Source organism: Nonomuraea diastatica (genome assembly GCF_004349015.1).
Lineage (GTDB): Bacteria > Actinomycetota > Actinomycetes > Streptosporangiales > Streptosporangiaceae > Nonomuraea > Nonomuraea diastatica.
The window spans coordinates 23,762-40,039 of record NZ_SMKP01000089.1 but is presented as its reverse complement, the minus strand read 5'-3'; the positions used below and the strand labels follow the sequence as shown (position 1 = coordinate 40,039).

Below are 16,278 nucleotides of genomic sequence, written 5' to 3'. Positions count from 1 at the left end.
GAACCCGCCGCCCTACCCGAGCCCGCCGGCGTCCCCGGTCCCATCACCGGCTCCGAACCCGCCGGCGATCCCGCGGACGGCGAGCCGGTGCCCGTCGCCAACGGCCGCACCCCCGTGCTCACCGTCAACGGAACGGCGGCCGAGACGCCCGCACCGGATCCGGCCGTGCCGCTGGAGATCAGCGGGCTGGCCAAGGCCTACAGGAACGGCGAGCTCGCCGTCGACAACCTGTCGTTCCGCGTCGAGCAGGGCCAGGTGCTGGGCCTGCTCGGGCCGAACGGCGCCGGCAAGACGACCACGATGCGGATGATGATGGGGCTCATCCAGCCCGACGGCGGCGAGATCCGCATCTTCGGCGAACGGGTGACGCCGGGCGCTCCCGTGCTGTCCAGGCTCGGGTCGTTCGTCGAGGGGCCGGGCTTCCTGCCGCACCTGTCAGGGCAGGACAACATCGAGCTCTACTGGGCCGCCACCGGACGGCCCGTCGCCGACGCCCACTTCGACGAGGCGCTGGAGATCGCCGGCCTCGGCAAAGCCCTCGAACGGGCCGTACGCACCTACTCCCAGGGCATGCGCCAGCGGCTCGCCATCGCCCAGGCCATGCTCGGACTCCCCGACCTGCTCGTGCTCGACGAGCCCACGAACGGGCTCGACCCGCCCCAGATCCGGGAGATGCGCGAAGTGCTCAAGCGCTACGCGCGCGACGGCCGTACCGTGATCGTCTCCAGCCACCTGCTGGCCGAGGTCGAGCAGACCTGCAGCCACGTCGTGGTCATGCACCGCGGCAAGCTGGTCTCCGCCGGCCCGGTGTCGCTGCTGCTCAGCTCGGCTCCCCGGTCGGCCCGTGCCGGCAACGGGCATGGCACGCGCCTGGAAGACGTGTTCCTCGACCTCATCGGAGACAACGCATGACCGCCGCGCCGGGCTACGCGCCCCGCCGTACGCTGCCGCTGCGGGTGGAGATCGTCAGGCAGTTCAAGCGGCGCCGCACGATCGTGATGTTCGGGCTGCTGCTGGCGCTGCCGTGGATCCTCGTGATCGCGTTCCAGTTCGGGCCGCAGGGCACCGACCGGGACCAGTCGCTGCGCATCTCCGACCTGGCGACGGAGAGCGGCCTCAACTTCGCCGCCTTCGCGCTGTCCGTGTCGGCCAGCTTCCTGCTGGTGGTCGCGGTGGCGCTGTTCTGCGGCGACACAGTGGCCAGCGAGGCCAACTGGTCCTCTCTGCGCTATCTGCTGGCCGCGCCGGTGCCCCGCGACCGGCTGCTGCGGCAGAAGCTGATCGTGGCGCTGGGTTACTCGGCGGCGGCCGTGATCTGCCTGCCCGTGATGGCGCTGCTGGCGGGCACGCTGGCGTTCGGCTGGAACGACATCCAGATTCCCGGCACGGGCGAGACCATCCCGGCCTTCGACGTGCTGCCGCGCTTCGGCATCGTGATCGCTTACGCCCTGGTCAGCCAGCTCGTCGTGGCCGCCCTGGCCTTCCTCGTCTCCACCATGACCGACTCGCCGCTGGGGGCGGTCGGCGGGGCGGTCGGCCTGTGGATCGTCTGCACCATCCTCCAGGCCGTCGAGGCGCTGGGCGTGCTCCGCGAGTTCCTGCCGACGTTCTGGAACAACGCCTGGCTCGACGCGCTCGCGCCCGAACTCGAATGGAGCGGCATGATCAAGGGCGCCTCGGTGTCGATCACGTACGCGGCGATCCTCCTCGCGGTGGCCTTCCGCCGGTTCCGCCGCAAGGACGTCGTCAGCTAGGCGTCAGCCGGTCTCCGCCCAGTCGAACGCCTTGGTCACGGCCTTCTTCCAGCCCGCGTACCCCTTCTCGCGCTCCTCCTCGCTCCAGCCGGGCTCCCAGCGGCGGTCCTCCGCCCAGTGGGCGCGCAGCTCGTCGACGTCCTGCCAGAAGCCCACCGCGAGCCCCGCGGCGTAGGCCGCGCCGAGTGCGGTGGTCTCGGCGACGACCGGCCGGCTGACCGGCACGCCGAGGATGTCCGACTGGAGCTGCATGCACAGGTCGTTGGCCGTGACGCCGCCGTCGACCCGCAGCACGTCGAGGACCACGCCGGAGTCCTGCTGCATGGCCTCCACCACGTCCCTGCTCTGGTAGCAGATGGCCTCCAGCGCGGCGCGGGCGAGGTGGGCGTCGTTGTTGAAGCGCGACATGCCGACGATGGCGCCGCGGGCGTCGGCCCGCCAGTAGGGGGCGAACAGGCCGGAGAAGGCCGGCACGAAGTACATGCCTCCCGAGTCCTCCACCTGCCTGGCCAGGGTCTCGCTCTGCGGCGCGGAGGTGATGATGTGCAGCTGGTCGCGCAGCCACTGCACCGCCGAGCCCGTCACGGCGATCGAGCCTTCGAGCGCGAACACGGCGGGCTGGTCGCCGAACTTGTACGCGACCGTGGTGAGCAGCCCGCTCTGCGAGCGCACCCGTTCGGTGCCGGTGTTGAGCAGCAGGAAGTTGCCGGTGCCGTAGGTGTTCTTGGCCTCGCCCGGCAAGAAGCAGACCTGCCCGACGGTGGCGGCCTGCTGGTCGCCCAGGATCCCGGTGATCGGCACCTCCCCCGCGGCCGGTCCGAACGGGGCCGTGACGCCGTAGGCGGCGGGATCGGACGACGGCCGGATCTCCGGCAGCATCTGGCGCGGGATGCCGAAGAAGGACAGGAGCTCGTCGTCCCAGTCGAGGGTGTCCAGGTCCATGAGCATCGTACGGCTGGCGTTGGTCACGTCGGTGGCGTGCACGCCGCCGTCGACGCCCCCGGTCAGGTTCCACAACGTCCAGGTGTCGGTGGTGCCGAAGACGGCTTCGCCCTGGTCGACCGCCTCGCGGACGCCGTCCACGTTCTCCAGGATCCACTGGATCTTGCCACCGGAGAAGTAGGCGTCCGGGTGCAGCCCCGTCCGGTCGCGGATGACCTGGCCGCGGCGGTCGCGCTCCAGCGCGGCGGCGATCTTGTCGGTGCGCGTGTCCTGCCAGACGATCGCGTTGTAGTAGGGACGCCCGGTACGCCGGTTCCACACGACCGTGGTCTCGCGCTGGTTCGTGATGCCCAGCGCCGCCAGGTCGCTGGGCTGCAGTCCGGCGCGCTGGAGGGTGCTCTGGATGACGGCCGCGGTCCGCGTCCTGATCTCGATGGGGTTGTGCTCGACCCAGCCCGCCCTGGGCAGGATCTGCTCGTGTTCGAGCTGGAACTTGGCGACCTCACCACCGTCGTGATCGAAGATCATGAAGCGGGTGCTCGTCGTGCCCTGGTCTACCGCCCCGACGAAATCGGGCATGTCATTCTCCTTCACGTTTGTCAGGGTCCGCTGGTCTGACGATGTCACGATCTTCGGGCCGCGGCAGGAACCTGGAGATGAGCGCCTGGTAGAGGCCCGCGCCGACGAGGCCGCCGATCAGGGGACCGGCGATGGGCACCCAGAAGTACAGGCCGCCGTACTGATCTCGCCACGCGTCGTGGTAGCCGGTGAGGAAGCTCGCCAGGCGCGGCCCGAAGTCCCGCGCGGGGTTGATCGCGTATCCGGCGTTGGTGCCGAACGCCATGCCGATCGCGACGACGATCAGGCCGATGACGAAGGGCCCCATGTTGGCGTTGGGCGCCATGTTCCTGGTGTCGATCAGCGCGAAGACGAGGAAGAGCAGGATGGCGGTGCCGATGATCTGGTCGCGGAACCCGCCCCACAAGCCCACCGGCAGGGTGCCGTTGCCCGGCAGGGTCGAGAAGACGATCTGGGTCTTGACCGTGTGCCCGGGATCCGCCATCGCCAGGATCTCGGTGAAGTTCCAGCGGACCAGCAGGGCGGCGACGAAGGCCCCCGCAGTCTGCGCGAGGGCGTACGGCAGGACCTTCCACCAGGGGAAACCCTGGAAGGCGGCGAACGCCAGCGTGACCGCCGGGTTGATGTGCCCGCCCGAAATCCTGGCCGCGGTGTAGACGCCGAGCGCCACCCCGAGCCCCCAGGCCCAGGCGATGCTGTCGTGGTCGCCGACCTCCGCGGCGACGACCGAGGCGACCACGCCGCAGCCGAACAGAATGAGCACCGCTGTCCCGGCGAACTCGGAGAACAGTTCGCCGGCCAGCCCTCTGCGGTCGAGACGCCCGGCCACGGTCATCCCCTTCCTTTCGTGTACCCCGTTGTGTGCCATTCCCGTAATCAGGCGATGCATACGGTCCGTATATGACACATAACGTTAAGCAAGGCACAGGGAATGGCCTGGACGGACGCGCGGCGGGCGCGGTCTCAGGTCAGAGCGTGCGTACGAAGGTGACCAGGCTCGTACCCGGCCCGTTGTAGCCGGGGACGGGGTCGCCGGCCTCGAAGCCCATGCGACGGTGGAAGGCGATGGAACGCTCGTTGACCGGCGCGGTGATGGCCCTGACGACGTGCCGGCCGTGGTCGCGGGCGATGCCGAAGAACCGTTCGTACATCGAGCGGGCGACCCCGCTCTCCCTGGCGCCGGGCGCGACGCCGACGAAGTGGATGTACGCCTCGCCGGGCTGCGACGGCGAGACGAAGCCGATCACGAACCCCGCCATGCCCTCGGGGCCCTCGGCGATCAGGCTCGTCCGGTGGAAATGGTCGAGGAACAACCTGGGCAGCGAGGGCAGGATCGGCCGCCCCCACCAGTCATCGACGACGGCCGCGATGGCGTCGTAGTCGCCGGGGGTGGCGGCGCGCAGCGTGTGTCCTGTCATGTGCTGTTTCGGAGGCTAGCCCCAGTGCGGCGGCTTGTTGTCGAGATAGAACGCGTCAGGGTCGTCGGAGCGCCACTCGCCCCAGCCCTCGTCCGTGTCGTCCGCCGTCTGCTCAGGTAGGAAATCTTTCACGCCCAACATGCTACCTAGGCGTACAAACCCCTACCCAGCGTGTCCACGGGCTCCAAGACAGGCGGCAGGCACGGCGGTACGATGCGATGGCAGGTGTCGCCTACCCCCCGTGAGGCTGCCCATGGTCACCCCGACAGGCTGGCGGCGAGAAGGCAATCTGCCGGCGGAGCTCACCAGCTTCGTCGGCCGTACGCGCTTGCTCGCCAACCTCAAGCGGCACCTCGCCGAGTCGCGCCTGGTGACCGTCACGGGCATCGGCGGTGTCGGCAAGTCGCGCACGGTGCTGCGGCTGGCGCATCAGGTGCGCGCCCACTATCCCGACGGCGTGTGGTTCGCCGACCTGGCCAGGCTGCAGGACGCGGGCATGGTCAAGCACACGATCTCCTCCGCCCTCGGCATCGCCGACCAGTCCTCGCGGGCGGAGTCCGAGTCGTTGTCGGAGTGGGTGGGCGAGCGCGACATGCTGCTCATCATCGACACGTGCGAGCATCTGGTGCAGGGGTGCGCCGAGCTGGTGCACGAGCTGCTGGAGGCCGCGCCCAACCTGAAGGTGCTGGCCACCAGCCGGCAGTCGCTGCACCTGCCGTACGAGCACGTGGTGCCCGTGCCGCCGCTGCAGGTGCCCGGCGACGACCCTGCCGAGAGCCTGTTCACCAACGAGTCGATGCAGCTGTTCGCGGTCAGGGCCGGGGCCAGCGTGCCCGACTTCCAGCTCGATGAGGACAACATCGAGGCCGTGGCCGAGCTCTGCCGGCGGCTCGACGGCATCCCGCTGGCCATCGAGCTGGCCGCGGTGCGGCTGCGCGCCCTTTCTGTGGAGCAGATCCTCGGCCTGCTGACCGACCGCTTCAGCCTGCTGGCCGGGGCGAGCCGCACGGCCCTGCCCCGCCACCAGACGCTGCGGGCGGCCATCGGCTGGAGCCACGAGCTGTGCGAGCCGGCCGAGCGCCTGCTGTGGGCGCGGCTGTCGGTCTTCGCCGGCGACTTCGAGCTCGACGCGGCCCGGTTCGTCTGCTCCGACGGGCGGCTGCCGTCGGAGGACATCACGGACCTGGTCACCGGGCTGGTGGAGAAGTCGATCCTGCTGATCAGGAGCAACCACGCCGGCGTCCGCTACAAACTGATCGACACCCTGGCCGAATACGGCGAGGAATGGCTTGAGAAGCTCGGCCAGGCCGAGCAACTTCGGCGACGACATCTGGACTATTACCTGAGCCTGGCCCAGCGCGGCGAGGACGCCTGGTCGGGGCCACGGCAGATCTACTGGTTCGTCCGCATGCGCCAGGAGCACGACAACGTCAGGGTGGCGCTGGAATACGCGCTCAAGACCCCGGGCAAGGAGCCGCTGGCGCTGGTCCTGCTCTCGTCGTTGTGGTTCATGTGGGTCTGCTGCGGGTTCGCCCGCGAAGGGCGCCTCTATCTGGAGCGGGCACTCGAGACCAACCCCAACCCGAGCAAGGAACGGTGCAAGGCGCTCTGGGTGCTCTCGTACGTGCGCAATTCCCAGGGCGACAGCGTCGGCGGGCAGGCGGCCGCGGAGACGTGCAGCACCGAGGCCATCCAGGTGGGTGACTCCCGGGCGGTGATCCTGGCCTCCAAGATGCAGGGCACGGCGGCGATGCTCCAGGGCGACATGCCGAAAGCCAGCGCGCTCCTGGGCGTGGCGATCGAGTTCAACACCGATAACAAAGAGCTCAACCCGGGCCTGTTGCCCGCCATCGTCGAGTTGTCCATCGTCCTGACCGCGCAGGGCGAGTTCTACGAGGCCGAGTCCCTACTGCAGGACTGCCTGCAGGTCTGCAAGGAACGCGGCGAGCTCTGGGTGAGTTCCCATGCGCAGTGGGCGCTGGCGGGCGCCAGACTCGCGAGCAACCGCCCTCAGGAGTCCCTGCACAACGTCAGGGAAGGGCTGCGCATCAAGCTGCACTTCCACGACACGCTCGGCACTCTGCTGGCCCTGGAGTCATCGGCGCGGATCTTCGTGGCCCTCGACCGGTTGCCGCTGGCCGCACACCTGCTTGGTGCGCTGCAGCAAAACTGGAAGTCGGCCGGACTGCCGCAGTTGGGCGCACCGTTCCTGTCCGCTGACCATAACGCGTGCGTCAGAGAGTGCTCACGCCGTATGGGTGAGCTCGCCTACAAGAACGCCTTCGAAGAGGGCGCCCGGCTCGACCTGGATGAGGCATCAGCAATGGCGCTGGGCGAGTTGACCGCCCTCGAGGAAGGCTGACACCGCGGCTCAGACGGCCTGCGGCCAGCGGGTGTCGTCTGGCCAGGCGTTCACGAACCGTGCGCTGCCGAACGAGAACTCGATGTGGCCACGGACCCAGTGTTCGAGGCCGCGCACGTAGTCGAGCACTGGCGGCGGAGCCCATCCCTCCAGCGCCGCACGCCGGTCGACGAACGCCGCGATGGCCTCGCTGTGCATCCGGGCAACCTCCAGCAGCGCGTCCTGCAGAAAGAGGGACTTGTGGGCGGCCAGCACGGTCACGAGGTTGTGCCGAGCCTTGTCGGCGCGGTGTTCCTTGGCATAGGACAGCAGGTCGTTGTCCCACCCGACGAGGTCGCACGCCAAATCCGAGAGCGCGCGTACGTCGGGGTGGTACCAGTCCTCGGTCTCGATCCGATAGCCGCCACCGATGTCGATGAGCGCGAAGCAGGTGTACGTGGCGCCGGTGGTGCGGCGCATCAGGAGGTAATCCGCGGGGGCCGGGATCAGATCGACTTCGCGGTTCGCAGCCTCCCAGATCTGGGCGAACAGATATTCCTTCACCGCGCTCCGCCACCGTTCCACCTGTTCGGGGGTGGCCATGGCGGAGATTCGGTCCAGAAGTTCTCTGAGGGCGAGGCCGAACGGTTCGCCGGGCTCCGGGGTACGGTCCTCGTCAAGGCTCTCCAGGAGCGACGGCAGCGCGCGGGCGACGGCTGCGGCCCGATGCCCCGTGAGCTCACTCTCGCAGAACCCGTCGTCGAAGGCCCAGAGCCAGAAGTACCAGTCGGTGATTAACCGGAGACTCTCACGCGGCACCGTGGGGTTGGTCCGCGCGGGAAGGAGGCCGAGTTCGGAGCGTCTGAAGTGCTCGGTGTTCTCGGCGCTGGGGAGCATGTTGGAGGCGACCAGCCATGCGTGGCTCTCCAAGCCGACCTCCGCGACATGCACGTTGATCTCACTGGGGAACGGACATGGCAGCGGAGGGATGTGGAGGGGTCGCCTGCTGAAGCAATGCGCAGAAGTATCCACGTCATCCAGCATGACGATGGACTACTAAAAAGACCACACTTGGTAACCATGGGCCCTTTTCTGCATTTTTCATGCTACGTATTGCTTTGCCTAAACCAGCGACGACACTAGCAATTCGCGAACATTCGCGCTGGGTCCAGAGTCGAGGGCCGACCAGCGCGCGGGTCGGCGCCCGCGTCGAGGAGCCCTCTGACCACGGTCGGTTCCTTCGTGAACACCGTTCCCGCGAGCGCCGGCCGGCCGCGATCATTGGCGCGGCCGGGATCGGCGCCTCTTGTAACGAGCACCGTGACGGTCTCGGCGTGACCGTAATAAGCCGCCGGCATCAGCAAAGTGTCACCCTTGCCGTTGGTCGGGGCGAGCGGCACCCCAGCCTCGCGCGCAGGGTCTCCGTGTTGCCCACTCTGGCCAGGTCGAACACCTTCGTGGCGAAGCCTGGACCTCCGGGTCCCCGTCCATACATGCGATTCCGCCTCGATAGGGTGCCGTGCACGGAATCGTTCTGTCCCGCCGTAGGTTCTGGAGAGAGTACCTAGGGAAAGGCTGTCCAACCGTGTTCGACCCGAAGGATCTCTACGAGCTCGCAGATGACGCGTCCGAGCTGCCCGATCCGGTGTTGCTGTACCACTTCGACGGTTTCGTCGACGCTGGCGGTGCCGGACGTCTCGCGCTGGGCCACCTGCTGGCCGAGCTGGAGCACCGGGTCGTGGCGACGTTCGACGTCGACCGTCTGCTCGACTACCGGTCGCGGCGGCCCATCATGACCTTCGACACCGACCGCTGGGTCGAGTGCGAGAACCCCGAGCTGGCCGTTCATGCGGCGAAGGACTCGACGGGGACGCAGTTCCTGGTGATGAGCGGGCCCGAGCCCGACAGGGAGTGGGAGCTCTTCACCAAGGCGGTGAGCGACCTGGTGGCGCGGCTGAAGGTGAGCAAGCTGGTGACCATGCACGGGATCCCGATGGCGGTTCCGCACACGCGCCCGCTGGGCATCACGATGCATGCCAGCCGGCCCGAGCTGATCAACGCGCAGACGAGCGCGTTCGGGCGCGTCCAGGTGCCCGGCAGTGTCGCGGCGCTGCTGGAGCTACGCCTGGGCGCGCAGGGCAACGACGCGCTGGGCTACGCGGTGCACGTGCCGCACTATCTCGCGCAGGCCGAATATCCGACCGCCGCCGTCACCGCGCTGGAGGCCGTGACGAGGGGGACAGGGCTGGTGTTCCCGACGGAGTCGCTGCGCGAGGCGGCCCGCCGTACGAACACCGAGATCGAGGAGCAGATCCAGGCCTCGGCCGAGCTGTCCACCGCCATCAAGGGGCTGGAGCAGCAGTACGACGCGTTCGCGGAGGGCACCGAGCGGGAGAACCTCATGGCCGAGACGACGCCCATGCCCACGGGTGACGAGCTCGCCGCCCAGTTCGAGCGTTTCCTGGCCGAGCGCGACGACGAGTGACCCGCGCCCGCGGCGATACCCTGGGGTGATGAGCGACATCCGGGTCGGACTGGTCGGCTACGGCCCCGCCGGGGCCTTTTTTCACGCCCCGCTGATCCACGCCACTCCCGGCCTGGCACTGGCGGCCGTCGTCACGCGAACCCCCGACCGGCAGGCGGAGGTGGCCGCGAAATACGGCGCGACCGGCGTGGGCGACGTGGACGCGTTGTGGGAGCGGTGCGACCTGGTGGTGGTCGCCTCTCCCAACAGGACCCACGTGTCCACGGCCACAGCCGCGCTCGCCCACGGCCTGCCCGTCGTCGTCGACAAGCCGCTGGCCAGGACCGCCGAGGAGGGGCGCGAGCTGGTGCGCCTGGCCAAGGAGCGCGGCCTCATGCTGACCGTGTTCCACAACCGCCGCTGGGACGGCGACTACCGCACCGTGCGCCGGCTGGCCGGCGAGGGGCGGCTGGGCGAGGTGCTGCGGTTCGAGTCGAGGTTCGAGCGGTGGCGGCCGGAGCCCAAGGGCGGCTGGCGGGAGGCCGGCGGGCCCGACGAGGTAGGCGGCCTCCTCTACGACCTGGGCAGCCACCTCGTCGACCAGGCCCTGCAGCTGCTCGGCCCGGCCACGCAGGTCTACTGCGAGAGCGACGTCAGGCGCGCCGGGGTGGCCGCCGACGACGACACGTTCGTGGCGCTGGCGCATGCCGGAGGGGCCCGCTCGCATCTCTGGATGAGCTCGATGGCCGCCAGGTCCGGGCCCCGGTTCCGGGTGCTCGGGTCGGCGGGCGCCTTCGTCAAATACGGGATGGACGTCCAGGAGGAGCGGCTGCGGGCCGGCGCCGCGCCCGGCACGCCCGGCTTCGGGGACGACGAGGAGTCACGCTGGGGGCAGCTCGGCACCGAGCACGACCACCGCACCGTGCTGACCGAGCCGGGCGCCTATCTCGACTTCTACCGAGGTGTGGAGGCGGCGCTGCGCGAGGGCGCGGCGCCGCCCGTCGACCCGGAGAGCGCGGTCGACACCCTGGCCGTCATCGAGGCGGCCCGCCTGTCGGCGGCGCAGGGGATCGTCGTCCGCCTGAGCTGACGGGTGCAGGGGATCGTCGTCCGCCTGAGCCGACGGCGGCGGGCACCGTCAGTCGCGCAGGCGAGAGCGCATGGCCTCGGTGTCGGCGCCGGTCCAGCCGTGCCCGGCCAGCCACTCGAGAGGCCCGCCGAAACGGTCGTCGAGCACGCCGAGGAACTGCTCGATGTACCTGGCCCGCGGCATGTGGTCGTCGGCGGGGCGCGAGTCCAGGTCGCCGCGGTAGGTGTCGCTGCCCCGCAGCCGCTTGAGTATGAGCTCCAGCCGCTCCCCCGTGGCCACGTAGTCCTCGACGATCGCCTCCCTGGTCGCCCCCGCCACCTCCAGGGCGAGCGCCGACAACACGCCGGTGCGGTCCTTGCCCGCCGCGCAGTGCACCAGCGACGCGCCGTCGTCGAGCGCCATCGCGCGCAGGGCGTCGACCACGGCGTCCGGCCGGTCGCGCAGGTAGCCGAAGTAGAAGCCGGTCACCCGCAGTTCCTCGTCCAGCCCTCGCTCCGCCCACGGCAACACCCGCTCCCCGTCGATGGCGTCGGCCTCGACGTCGGTGTGCCGGCCTCCCTCGGCGAACAGGGTCAGATGGTGATGCCGCACCTCGGGCACCCGCGTCAGCGGCCCGGGACCCTCCAGCGACACCTCCGCGTTCGAACGGAGATCGACCACGTGCCGCAGGCCCAGCTCGCCCACGAGCAGCGTCACGTCACCGGGCGTGAGGCCCTGTAGGTTGTCGGCACGGAAGATTCGCCCGCGACGGGTGCGCCCGCCGTCACGGGTGGGCAGTCCGCCCAGGTCACGCGCGTTGACCGCGCCTTCCAGGTCTATCCACCTCGTCATCTCGTCCATTATTGCGACCTTATATGTCCGTCATGATGAGCAGAATCGCCGTTCATAACGCAGCATGAACATGTGACTCCTCCGCTCCCTGGAGGGAGCGGCTTCTCGCTAAGCCGCTTCCGCAGCCTGACGAAGGGCAAGCCCTGCCCTGAGGATGTTGATCGCCGCGTTGACGTCGGCGGGCGCGGTGTGGCCGCACGCCGTACAGGCGAACCCGGCTTGGGTGACGCGGTTCTCCCGCGCGCTGTGACCGCATCGGGCGCACGTGCGGGAGGTGCCGGCAGGGTTCACCGCGATCACCTCTCGACCGGCGCTTTCAGCCTGGTGCGCGAGGACCGTCAGGAACACCCCTCAACCCGCGTCCAGGATGCTCCGGTTCGATCCGGACTTCTGCGCGACGTTGCGGCCAGGCTGGGCGATCGTGCCCGAGGCCGAGCGGGTCATGGCCGCGATCCGCAGTTCCTCGTGCACGATCACGTCGTAGCCGCGGACCAGCGCGAGCGCCGCCTTGTGCGCGCTGTCCAACCGCTGGTGGCCGACCTTGCCATGCAGGGCCGCGACGCCGGCCACAGCCCTGCGCCGCCTGGACCCCCGCGTCCTGCGGGCCGGCTCCCGCTGCGCGGCAGCCAGGCGATCGGCGGTGGTCACGGCCAGGTGGCGCGGGTTGGCCACCTGCACGCCATCGGACGTGGTGACCAGCGACGCCACCCCCATGTCCACGCCTACCACCACACCCGTGGCGGGCAGCGGCTCGGCGGGCACGTCATCGCACGACAGGACGACGTACCAGCGCGAGCCTTCCCGCTTCACACGGGTCGTCTTCACCTTGCCGCGCACGCGCCGGTGCTGGTGCTGGTGCACACGGACATGCCCGACCCCCTGAAGACGCAGGGTGGCCTGCTGGGAGGAGAACGACCAACGCGCCTGACCGTCCGGGTCATCAGCACGGATGTGCTTCAACTCGCCCGACTGATCGCCGTACCGGACCGTCACCCCCGCCTTGCGGTAGGCGGTGCGGCGGTGCTCCAGCGCGGCGTTGTACAACTGCCGGTGGTCGTCCAGACACGCCGCGAGCGCGACGGCCTGCTTAGCGGTGGGGCGCAGCAGGAACTTCAACGACCTGCGCACGCCCACCTCCCACGCTCGGTTACGACAACGCCACGGTATCGGTCGGCACCGACACAACGTGGAAGGAAAACTGCGATGCGCACACCTGACACGCCAGGGCACGCTCGGGCCTTGGCGGCCCTCCCGCTCCCGATTCCCCCGTCGCCTCAAGGCGACGGTTCCCTCGGGAGGATCTGATGGATCCACGAGCTCTGCCTCCACGGCTGGTGATCGATCCAACGCTGCCCGCGGCGATCTCCAGCGAGCTGCGGTCGAGCCCGCACCTTCTCCGGATGGCTCGATCCGGCAGGCAGCTGGACACCACGAGCCATCCCGCCCTGATCTTCCTGCTGCCCGGCCTCCTGCTGGTGCTCGCCCTGCTGACCAGATCACCGTTGTTGTTCTTGGCGGGCTCCGGCGTGGGAATGATCGTGTTGTTCCGCTGGATGGCGCAGGACACCTCCACCAGATCGGCCAGGCGGAAGCTCCGCACCGCCCAGATCCACGCCGACCATTACGTTCTGCCGGAGGACCTCGACCACCCGTGCCAGATGTTGCTGCGCAGGGCACAACACGCCGCCGAGTCCGTCCTCGGCTCCCGGGTCCACGCGGCGGGCCTGATCGACACGGTCGACAACCAGGTGTCGCTGCCGGAGGAGGTCTGGCAGATCGCGCACCGGCTGCGGCGGCTGTCGTCCATGCACGCCGAGCAGGGCAGGATCATCCCCCGCGAGCTGCCGCCCGGCATGGAGGACGCGTTCAAGCCCTACACCAAGGCGCTCGACGCCGCGTGGACGTCGCTGTCACGGCGCGTACGCCACCTGGAGAAGTACGCCAAGCAGGTGCGCAAGGCCGACAAGGCCTACTCCGCCCATCGGCGGCTGGAGGCCCTGTCCGCCAGGACCCACGAATACCAGGCGCTGATCGCCGACACCGTGCGCGACGAGATGGCGCACGAGCGCATCAGGGAGCTGACCGACCATGCGGCGCACGTGCGCAAGATGTTCGAGGAGAGCATCCTGCAGGCGAGGCAGGCGGCCGGCGAGCTGATCAGGAGCCCGCTCACCTGAGCCGGGCCTGGGGCGGTGCGGCTTCGAGCGACGGCGGGGCGCGCGCGTCAGGGGTGGCGCGCCTGAGGAGCTCCAGGGTCCTGCGCATGCCCGCCTCGTTGCCGAGGCTGCGGTAGATGTCCCTGGCCTGCCGCAACGGCGCCGCGGCCGCCGCGGGGCCGCCCGCCTCTAGGTGCGCCTCGCCGAGGTAGCGCAGGCTCATCGCCATCCACCACCGGTCGTCCAGCTCCTCGAACTCGCGGACCGCCCGCCGCAGCTCCTGCTCCGACTCCTCGATCCTGCCCAGCCTGGCCAGCGCCCGGCCGGCTGACACGGCGTTGCGGGCCACCCCCCACGAATCGCCCAGCGCGACCAGGATCCCCTCGGCCCGCCGCACGTAGTCGAGCTCGCGCAGGCCGTTGTCCGGGTCGCCGACCTCGCCGGCGGCCCGCAGGCAGCGGGCCTCCTCCCACAGCTCACCACGCTGCTTGAACATCTCGGAGGCGCGGTCGAGGCTGAAGCCCGCCCTGGTGAACAGGTTCGCGGCGAGCCGGTGGTCGCCCGCCCGGTGCTCGCCGCGGGCCTGCGCCGCCAGCACCTCACCGTAGACGCGCAGGGTCTGGGCCTCGGAGTAGCGGTTGCCCTCGCGCTTGAAGATCTCCAGTGCGCCCTCCAGGAGGTCCCTGGCCTCCTCGGGGCGCCGCTCGGCCATGCGCATCTCGGCCAGGTTGCGCTGGGTGCGGGCCATCCACCACAGGTCGTCCTCGCCCTTGAACGCGGTTATGGCCCCGATCAGGTAGTCCTGTGCCCGGTCGAGGTGGCCCTCGCTGAACAGCGTCATCCCGATCGTGCGCATGGCCCTGGCGGCCCACCACGACTCGCCCAGCTCGGTGAAGATCTCCAGCGCCCGTTCCGCCGCCTTCAGCGCCCGGTCGCGCAGGCCCATGCCGCCGTGGACGGCGGCGCTGTCGAGCAGCGCGATGCCCAGGGAACGGCGGTCGCCGGCCTGCTCGGCGGCCTGGCAGCCGATCCCGGCGACGGCCGCCCAGTCGGACCAGTAGGCGCGCAGCGAGTGGCACAACGAGCAGAACGCCCTGGCCAGGCCCAACGTCAGCTCCCACAGGCGGAGCTGCTCTGCCAGGTGGACCATGGCGATCAGGGAGAGGCGCTCGGCGTTGAGCCAGTCGCCGGCCGTGAGCTGGCCGTCGGCGCTGGAGCGGCGCCCGCCCCTGCTCCAGTCCTGTGGCCAGCGGTTCTGGGCGGCCTCCTCGGCGCGGCGGCGGTAGCCGTACAGGACGCGCTCGACCGCCGACGTCCGCCGTTCCTCCTCGTCGTGGCCGGCCAGCTCAGCGGCGAACACCCTGACCAGGTCGTGCAGCCGGTAGCGCATGGCGCCGGTCTGGTCGGTGCCCGAGCACTCGGCGAGCTGGGCGTCGATGAGGGCTTCGAGCTGGTCGGCGCCGTCGAGGCCGGAGATGTCGAGCAGCTCGCCCGCCACCCAGCCGGGCACGTCGGGCGCGGGCAGCGAGCTGAGCAGGCGCAGCAGGCGGCGCTGCATCCCGGTGCAGTCGTCGTAGCTGAGCTGCACGGAGGCGCGCACGCTCCTGTCGACCGTGGGGGCCAGCTCCAGCTGGTCGAGGCGGCGGCGCGTGTCGGCCAGCCGGCCTGCCATCTCGCGCATCGTCCACTGCTCGCGGGTGGCGAGCCGGCCGCCGCAGATGTTGATCGCCAGCGGGAGGTAGTCGCACATGCGGACGACCTCCCTGGCGGAGTCGAGGTCGTCGACGACCCTGGCGCCGCCGGCCAGCCGGGCCAGCAGCTCCACGCCGTGCGCCTCGCTGAACACGCCGAGCCTGGTGTCGTGGGTGCTGTTGAGGAACAGCGGGGCGCGCGAGGTCACCAGGACCGCACAGCCGGGCTCGGCCGGGATGAGCGGCTCGACCTGCGCGGCGTCGTGGGCGTTGTCGAGCCCGATGAGGATCCTGCGGCCCTTGGTCCAGGTCAGCCAGAGCTTGCGTAAGTCGTCGAGCCCGCCGGGGTCGGTGGCCAGGCGCACGCCCAGCGCGCGCAGGAACCCGATCAGCACCTCCTCGGGCCGCACGGGGGCGTCTACGCCGCCACGCAGGTCGGCGTAGAGCCTGCCGTCGCGGAACCAGCCGGCCACCTCCTGCCCGAACCTGGTCGTCAGCGCCGACTTGCCGACGCCGCCCCTGCCGTACACGGAGACCACGAGCGGCGGCGCGAGGTCGGAGGACTTGCGGCGGGCCGCGAACACCTCGCGCAGCTCCGCGAGCGCCTCCGCGCGGCCGGTGAAGTGCTCGGGCGCGGGCGGCCACTGGTCGGGGGCCCGTGAGGCGGCCTCGGCGAGCTCGGGACGCTTGGGCCGGGTCGTCATGGTGACCCAGGTGGTCAGCCCGACGAGGACGGCCGCGGCGAGGGTCACGCCGATCTTTGCGGCCGGCGGGATCTCCCACTCCAGGGACGCGGCCAGCACGCTCGCCGCGGCGGCCGCCAGCCCCGCCGAGGCGGGCGCGGCCCAGCGCAGCCCTCCCCGTCGGCGGCGCGGCTTGCCGGGCAGGCGGTCCCCTGTCAACGAACCCCCTTCGCGGGGAAGCTCCCCGTGCCACTCTGTTCTGTTCGGGGCCCACGCGAGGTGTGCCTCGCGGGAGATTCAAGCCGATGGGGTACGGTCTGCGCCAGCCG

The 16,278-nt window shown here is 70.2% G+C and carries 14 protein-coding genes; 6 read left to right on the top strand and 8 right to left on the bottom strand.

What is annotated here, in order from left to right:
- Positions 1-912, top strand: a 912-nt coding sequence (locus E1294_RS28320) for an ABC transporter ATP-binding protein (protein WP_246083339.1), incomplete at its 5' end; no start/stop codon positions are given.
- On the top strand, positions 909-1,754 hold the full coding sequence (locus tag E1294_RS28315) for an ABC transporter permease (RefSeq protein WP_132513311.1): 846 nt from the start codon (positions 909-911) through the stop codon (positions 1,752-1,754). The genes E1294_RS28320 and E1294_RS28315, both read left to right, overlap by 4 nt.
- A 3-nt stretch (positions 1,755-1,757) precedes the next feature.
- Here E1294_RS28315 and glpK read toward each other — a convergent pair whose 3' ends face one another.
- The 3 genes from glpK to E1294_RS28300 form a co-directional block, all read right to left on the bottom strand.
- On the bottom strand, positions 1,758-3,275 hold the full coding sequence (gene glpK / locus E1294_RS28310) for a glycerol kinase GlpK (RefSeq protein WP_132513309.1): 1,518 nt from the start codon (positions 3,273-3,275) through the stop codon (positions 1,758-1,760).
- Between the two features lies 1 nt (position 3,276).
- Positions 3,277-4,110, bottom strand: coding sequence for an MIP/aquaporin family protein (locus E1294_RS28305; protein WP_220447976.1), 834 nt, complete (start codon positions 4,108-4,110; stop codon positions 3,277-3,279).
- A 133-nt stretch (positions 4,111-4,243) separates the two neighbouring features.
- Positions 4,244-4,693, bottom strand: coding sequence for a GNAT family N-acetyltransferase (locus tag E1294_RS28300; RefSeq protein ID WP_132513307.1), 450 nt, complete (start codon positions 4,691-4,693; stop codon positions 4,244-4,246).
- A gap of 241 nt (positions 4,694-4,934) precedes the next feature.
- Here E1294_RS28300 and E1294_RS28295 point away from each other — a divergent pair, with 241 nt between their 5' ends.
- Positions 4,935-7,055 (top strand): ATP-binding protein, encoded by a 2,121-nt coding sequence (locus E1294_RS28295; RefSeq protein WP_246083338.1) that lies wholly within the window; start codon positions 4,935-4,937, stop codon positions 7,053-7,055.
- 9 nt (positions 7,056-7,064) lie between these two features.
- Here E1294_RS28295 and E1294_RS28290 read toward each other — a convergent pair whose 3' ends face one another.
- Positions 7,065-7,985: a terpene synthase family protein gene (locus E1294_RS28290; RefSeq protein ID WP_132513305.1), complete on the bottom strand. Its 921-nt coding sequence runs from the start codon at positions 7,983-7,985 to the stop codon at positions 7,065-7,067.
- A 634-nt stretch (positions 7,986-8,619) separates the two neighbouring features.
- On the opposite strand from E1294_RS28290, the gene E1294_RS28280 reads away from it, so the two are divergent.
- Together E1294_RS28280 and E1294_RS28275 are read left to right on the top strand one after the other, a co-directional pair.
- Positions 8,620-9,519 carry a proteasome assembly chaperone family protein gene (locus E1294_RS28280; RefSeq protein ID WP_132513303.1) on the top strand — a complete coding sequence of 300 codons (900 nt, stop codon included), beginning with the start codon at positions 8,620-8,622 and terminating at the stop codon, positions 9,517-9,519.
- Between the two features lie 28 nt (positions 9,520-9,547).
- Positions 9,548-10,588 (top strand): Gfo/Idh/MocA family oxidoreductase, encoded by a 1,041-nt coding sequence (locus E1294_RS28275; RefSeq protein ID WP_132513301.1) that lies wholly within the window; start codon positions 9,548-9,550, stop codon positions 10,586-10,588.
- A gap of 48 nt (positions 10,589-10,636) precedes the next feature.
- Here E1294_RS28275 and E1294_RS28270 read toward each other — a convergent pair whose 3' ends face one another.
- The 3 genes from E1294_RS28270 to E1294_RS28265 all read right to left on the bottom strand — a co-directional run bounded on the left by E1294_RS28270 (position 10,637) and on the right by E1294_RS28265 (position 12,547).
- Positions 10,637-11,419, bottom strand: a complete 783-nt coding sequence (locus E1294_RS28270; RefSeq protein ID WP_342775084.1) for a tyrosine-protein phosphatase — start codon at positions 11,417-11,419, stop codon at positions 10,637-10,639.
- A gap of 108 nt (positions 11,420-11,527) precedes the next feature.
- Positions 11,528-11,767: a transposase gene (locus E1294_RS56115; protein ID WP_246083337.1), complete on the bottom strand. Its 240-nt coding sequence runs from the start codon at positions 11,765-11,767 to the stop codon at positions 11,528-11,530.
- Between the two features lie 3 nt (positions 11,768-11,770).
- Positions 11,771-12,547, bottom strand: a complete 777-nt coding sequence (locus tag E1294_RS28265; RefSeq protein ID WP_246083336.1) for an RNA-guided endonuclease InsQ/TnpB family protein — start codon at positions 12,545-12,547, stop codon at positions 11,771-11,773.
- A 176-nt stretch (positions 12,548-12,723) separates the two neighbouring features.
- On the opposite strand from E1294_RS28265, the gene E1294_RS28260 reads away from it, so the two are divergent.
- On the top strand, positions 12,724-13,596 hold the full coding sequence (locus E1294_RS28260) for a hypothetical protein (protein WP_132513297.1): 873 nt from the start codon (positions 12,724-12,726) through the stop codon (positions 13,594-13,596).
- Here the strand turns inward: E1294_RS28260 and E1294_RS28255 are convergent.
- Entirely contained in the window at positions 13,589-16,168 is a 2,580-nt protein-coding gene (locus E1294_RS28255; protein WP_132513295.1) for an ATP-binding protein, read from the bottom strand. The two genes, E1294_RS28260 and E1294_RS28255, sit on opposite strands and share 8 nt — an antisense overlap.
- Positions 16,169-16,278: the final 110 nt, after the last annotated feature.

Excerpts from the sequence above, each read along its gene's own strand:
- E1294_RS28315 (WP_132513311.1), top strand. The coding sequence starts at position 909 with ATGACCGCCGCGCCGGGCTACGCGCCCCGCCGTACGCTGCCGCTGCGG.
- glpK (WP_132513309.1), bottom strand. The coding sequence starts at position 3,275 with ATGCCCGATTTCGTCGGGGCGGTAGACCAGGGCACGACGAGCACCCGC.
- E1294_RS28305 (WP_220447976.1), bottom strand. The coding sequence starts at position 4,110 with ATGACCGTGGCCGGGCGTCTCGACCGCAGAGGGCTGGCCGGCGAACTG.
- E1294_RS28300 (WP_132513307.1), bottom strand. The coding sequence starts at position 4,693 with ATGACAGGACACACGCTGCGCGCCGCCACCCCCGGCGACTACGACGCC.
- E1294_RS28275 (WP_132513301.1), top strand. The coding sequence starts at position 9,548 with ATGAGCGACATCCGGGTCGGACTGGTCGGCTACGGCCCCGCCGGGGCC.
- E1294_RS28270 (WP_342775084.1), bottom strand. The coding sequence starts at position 11,419 with ATGACGAGGTGGATAGACCTGGAAGGCGCGGTCAACGCGCGTGACCTG.
- E1294_RS28260 (WP_132513297.1), top strand. The coding sequence starts at position 12,724 with ATGGATCCACGAGCTCTGCCTCCACGGCTGGTGATCGATCCAACGCTG.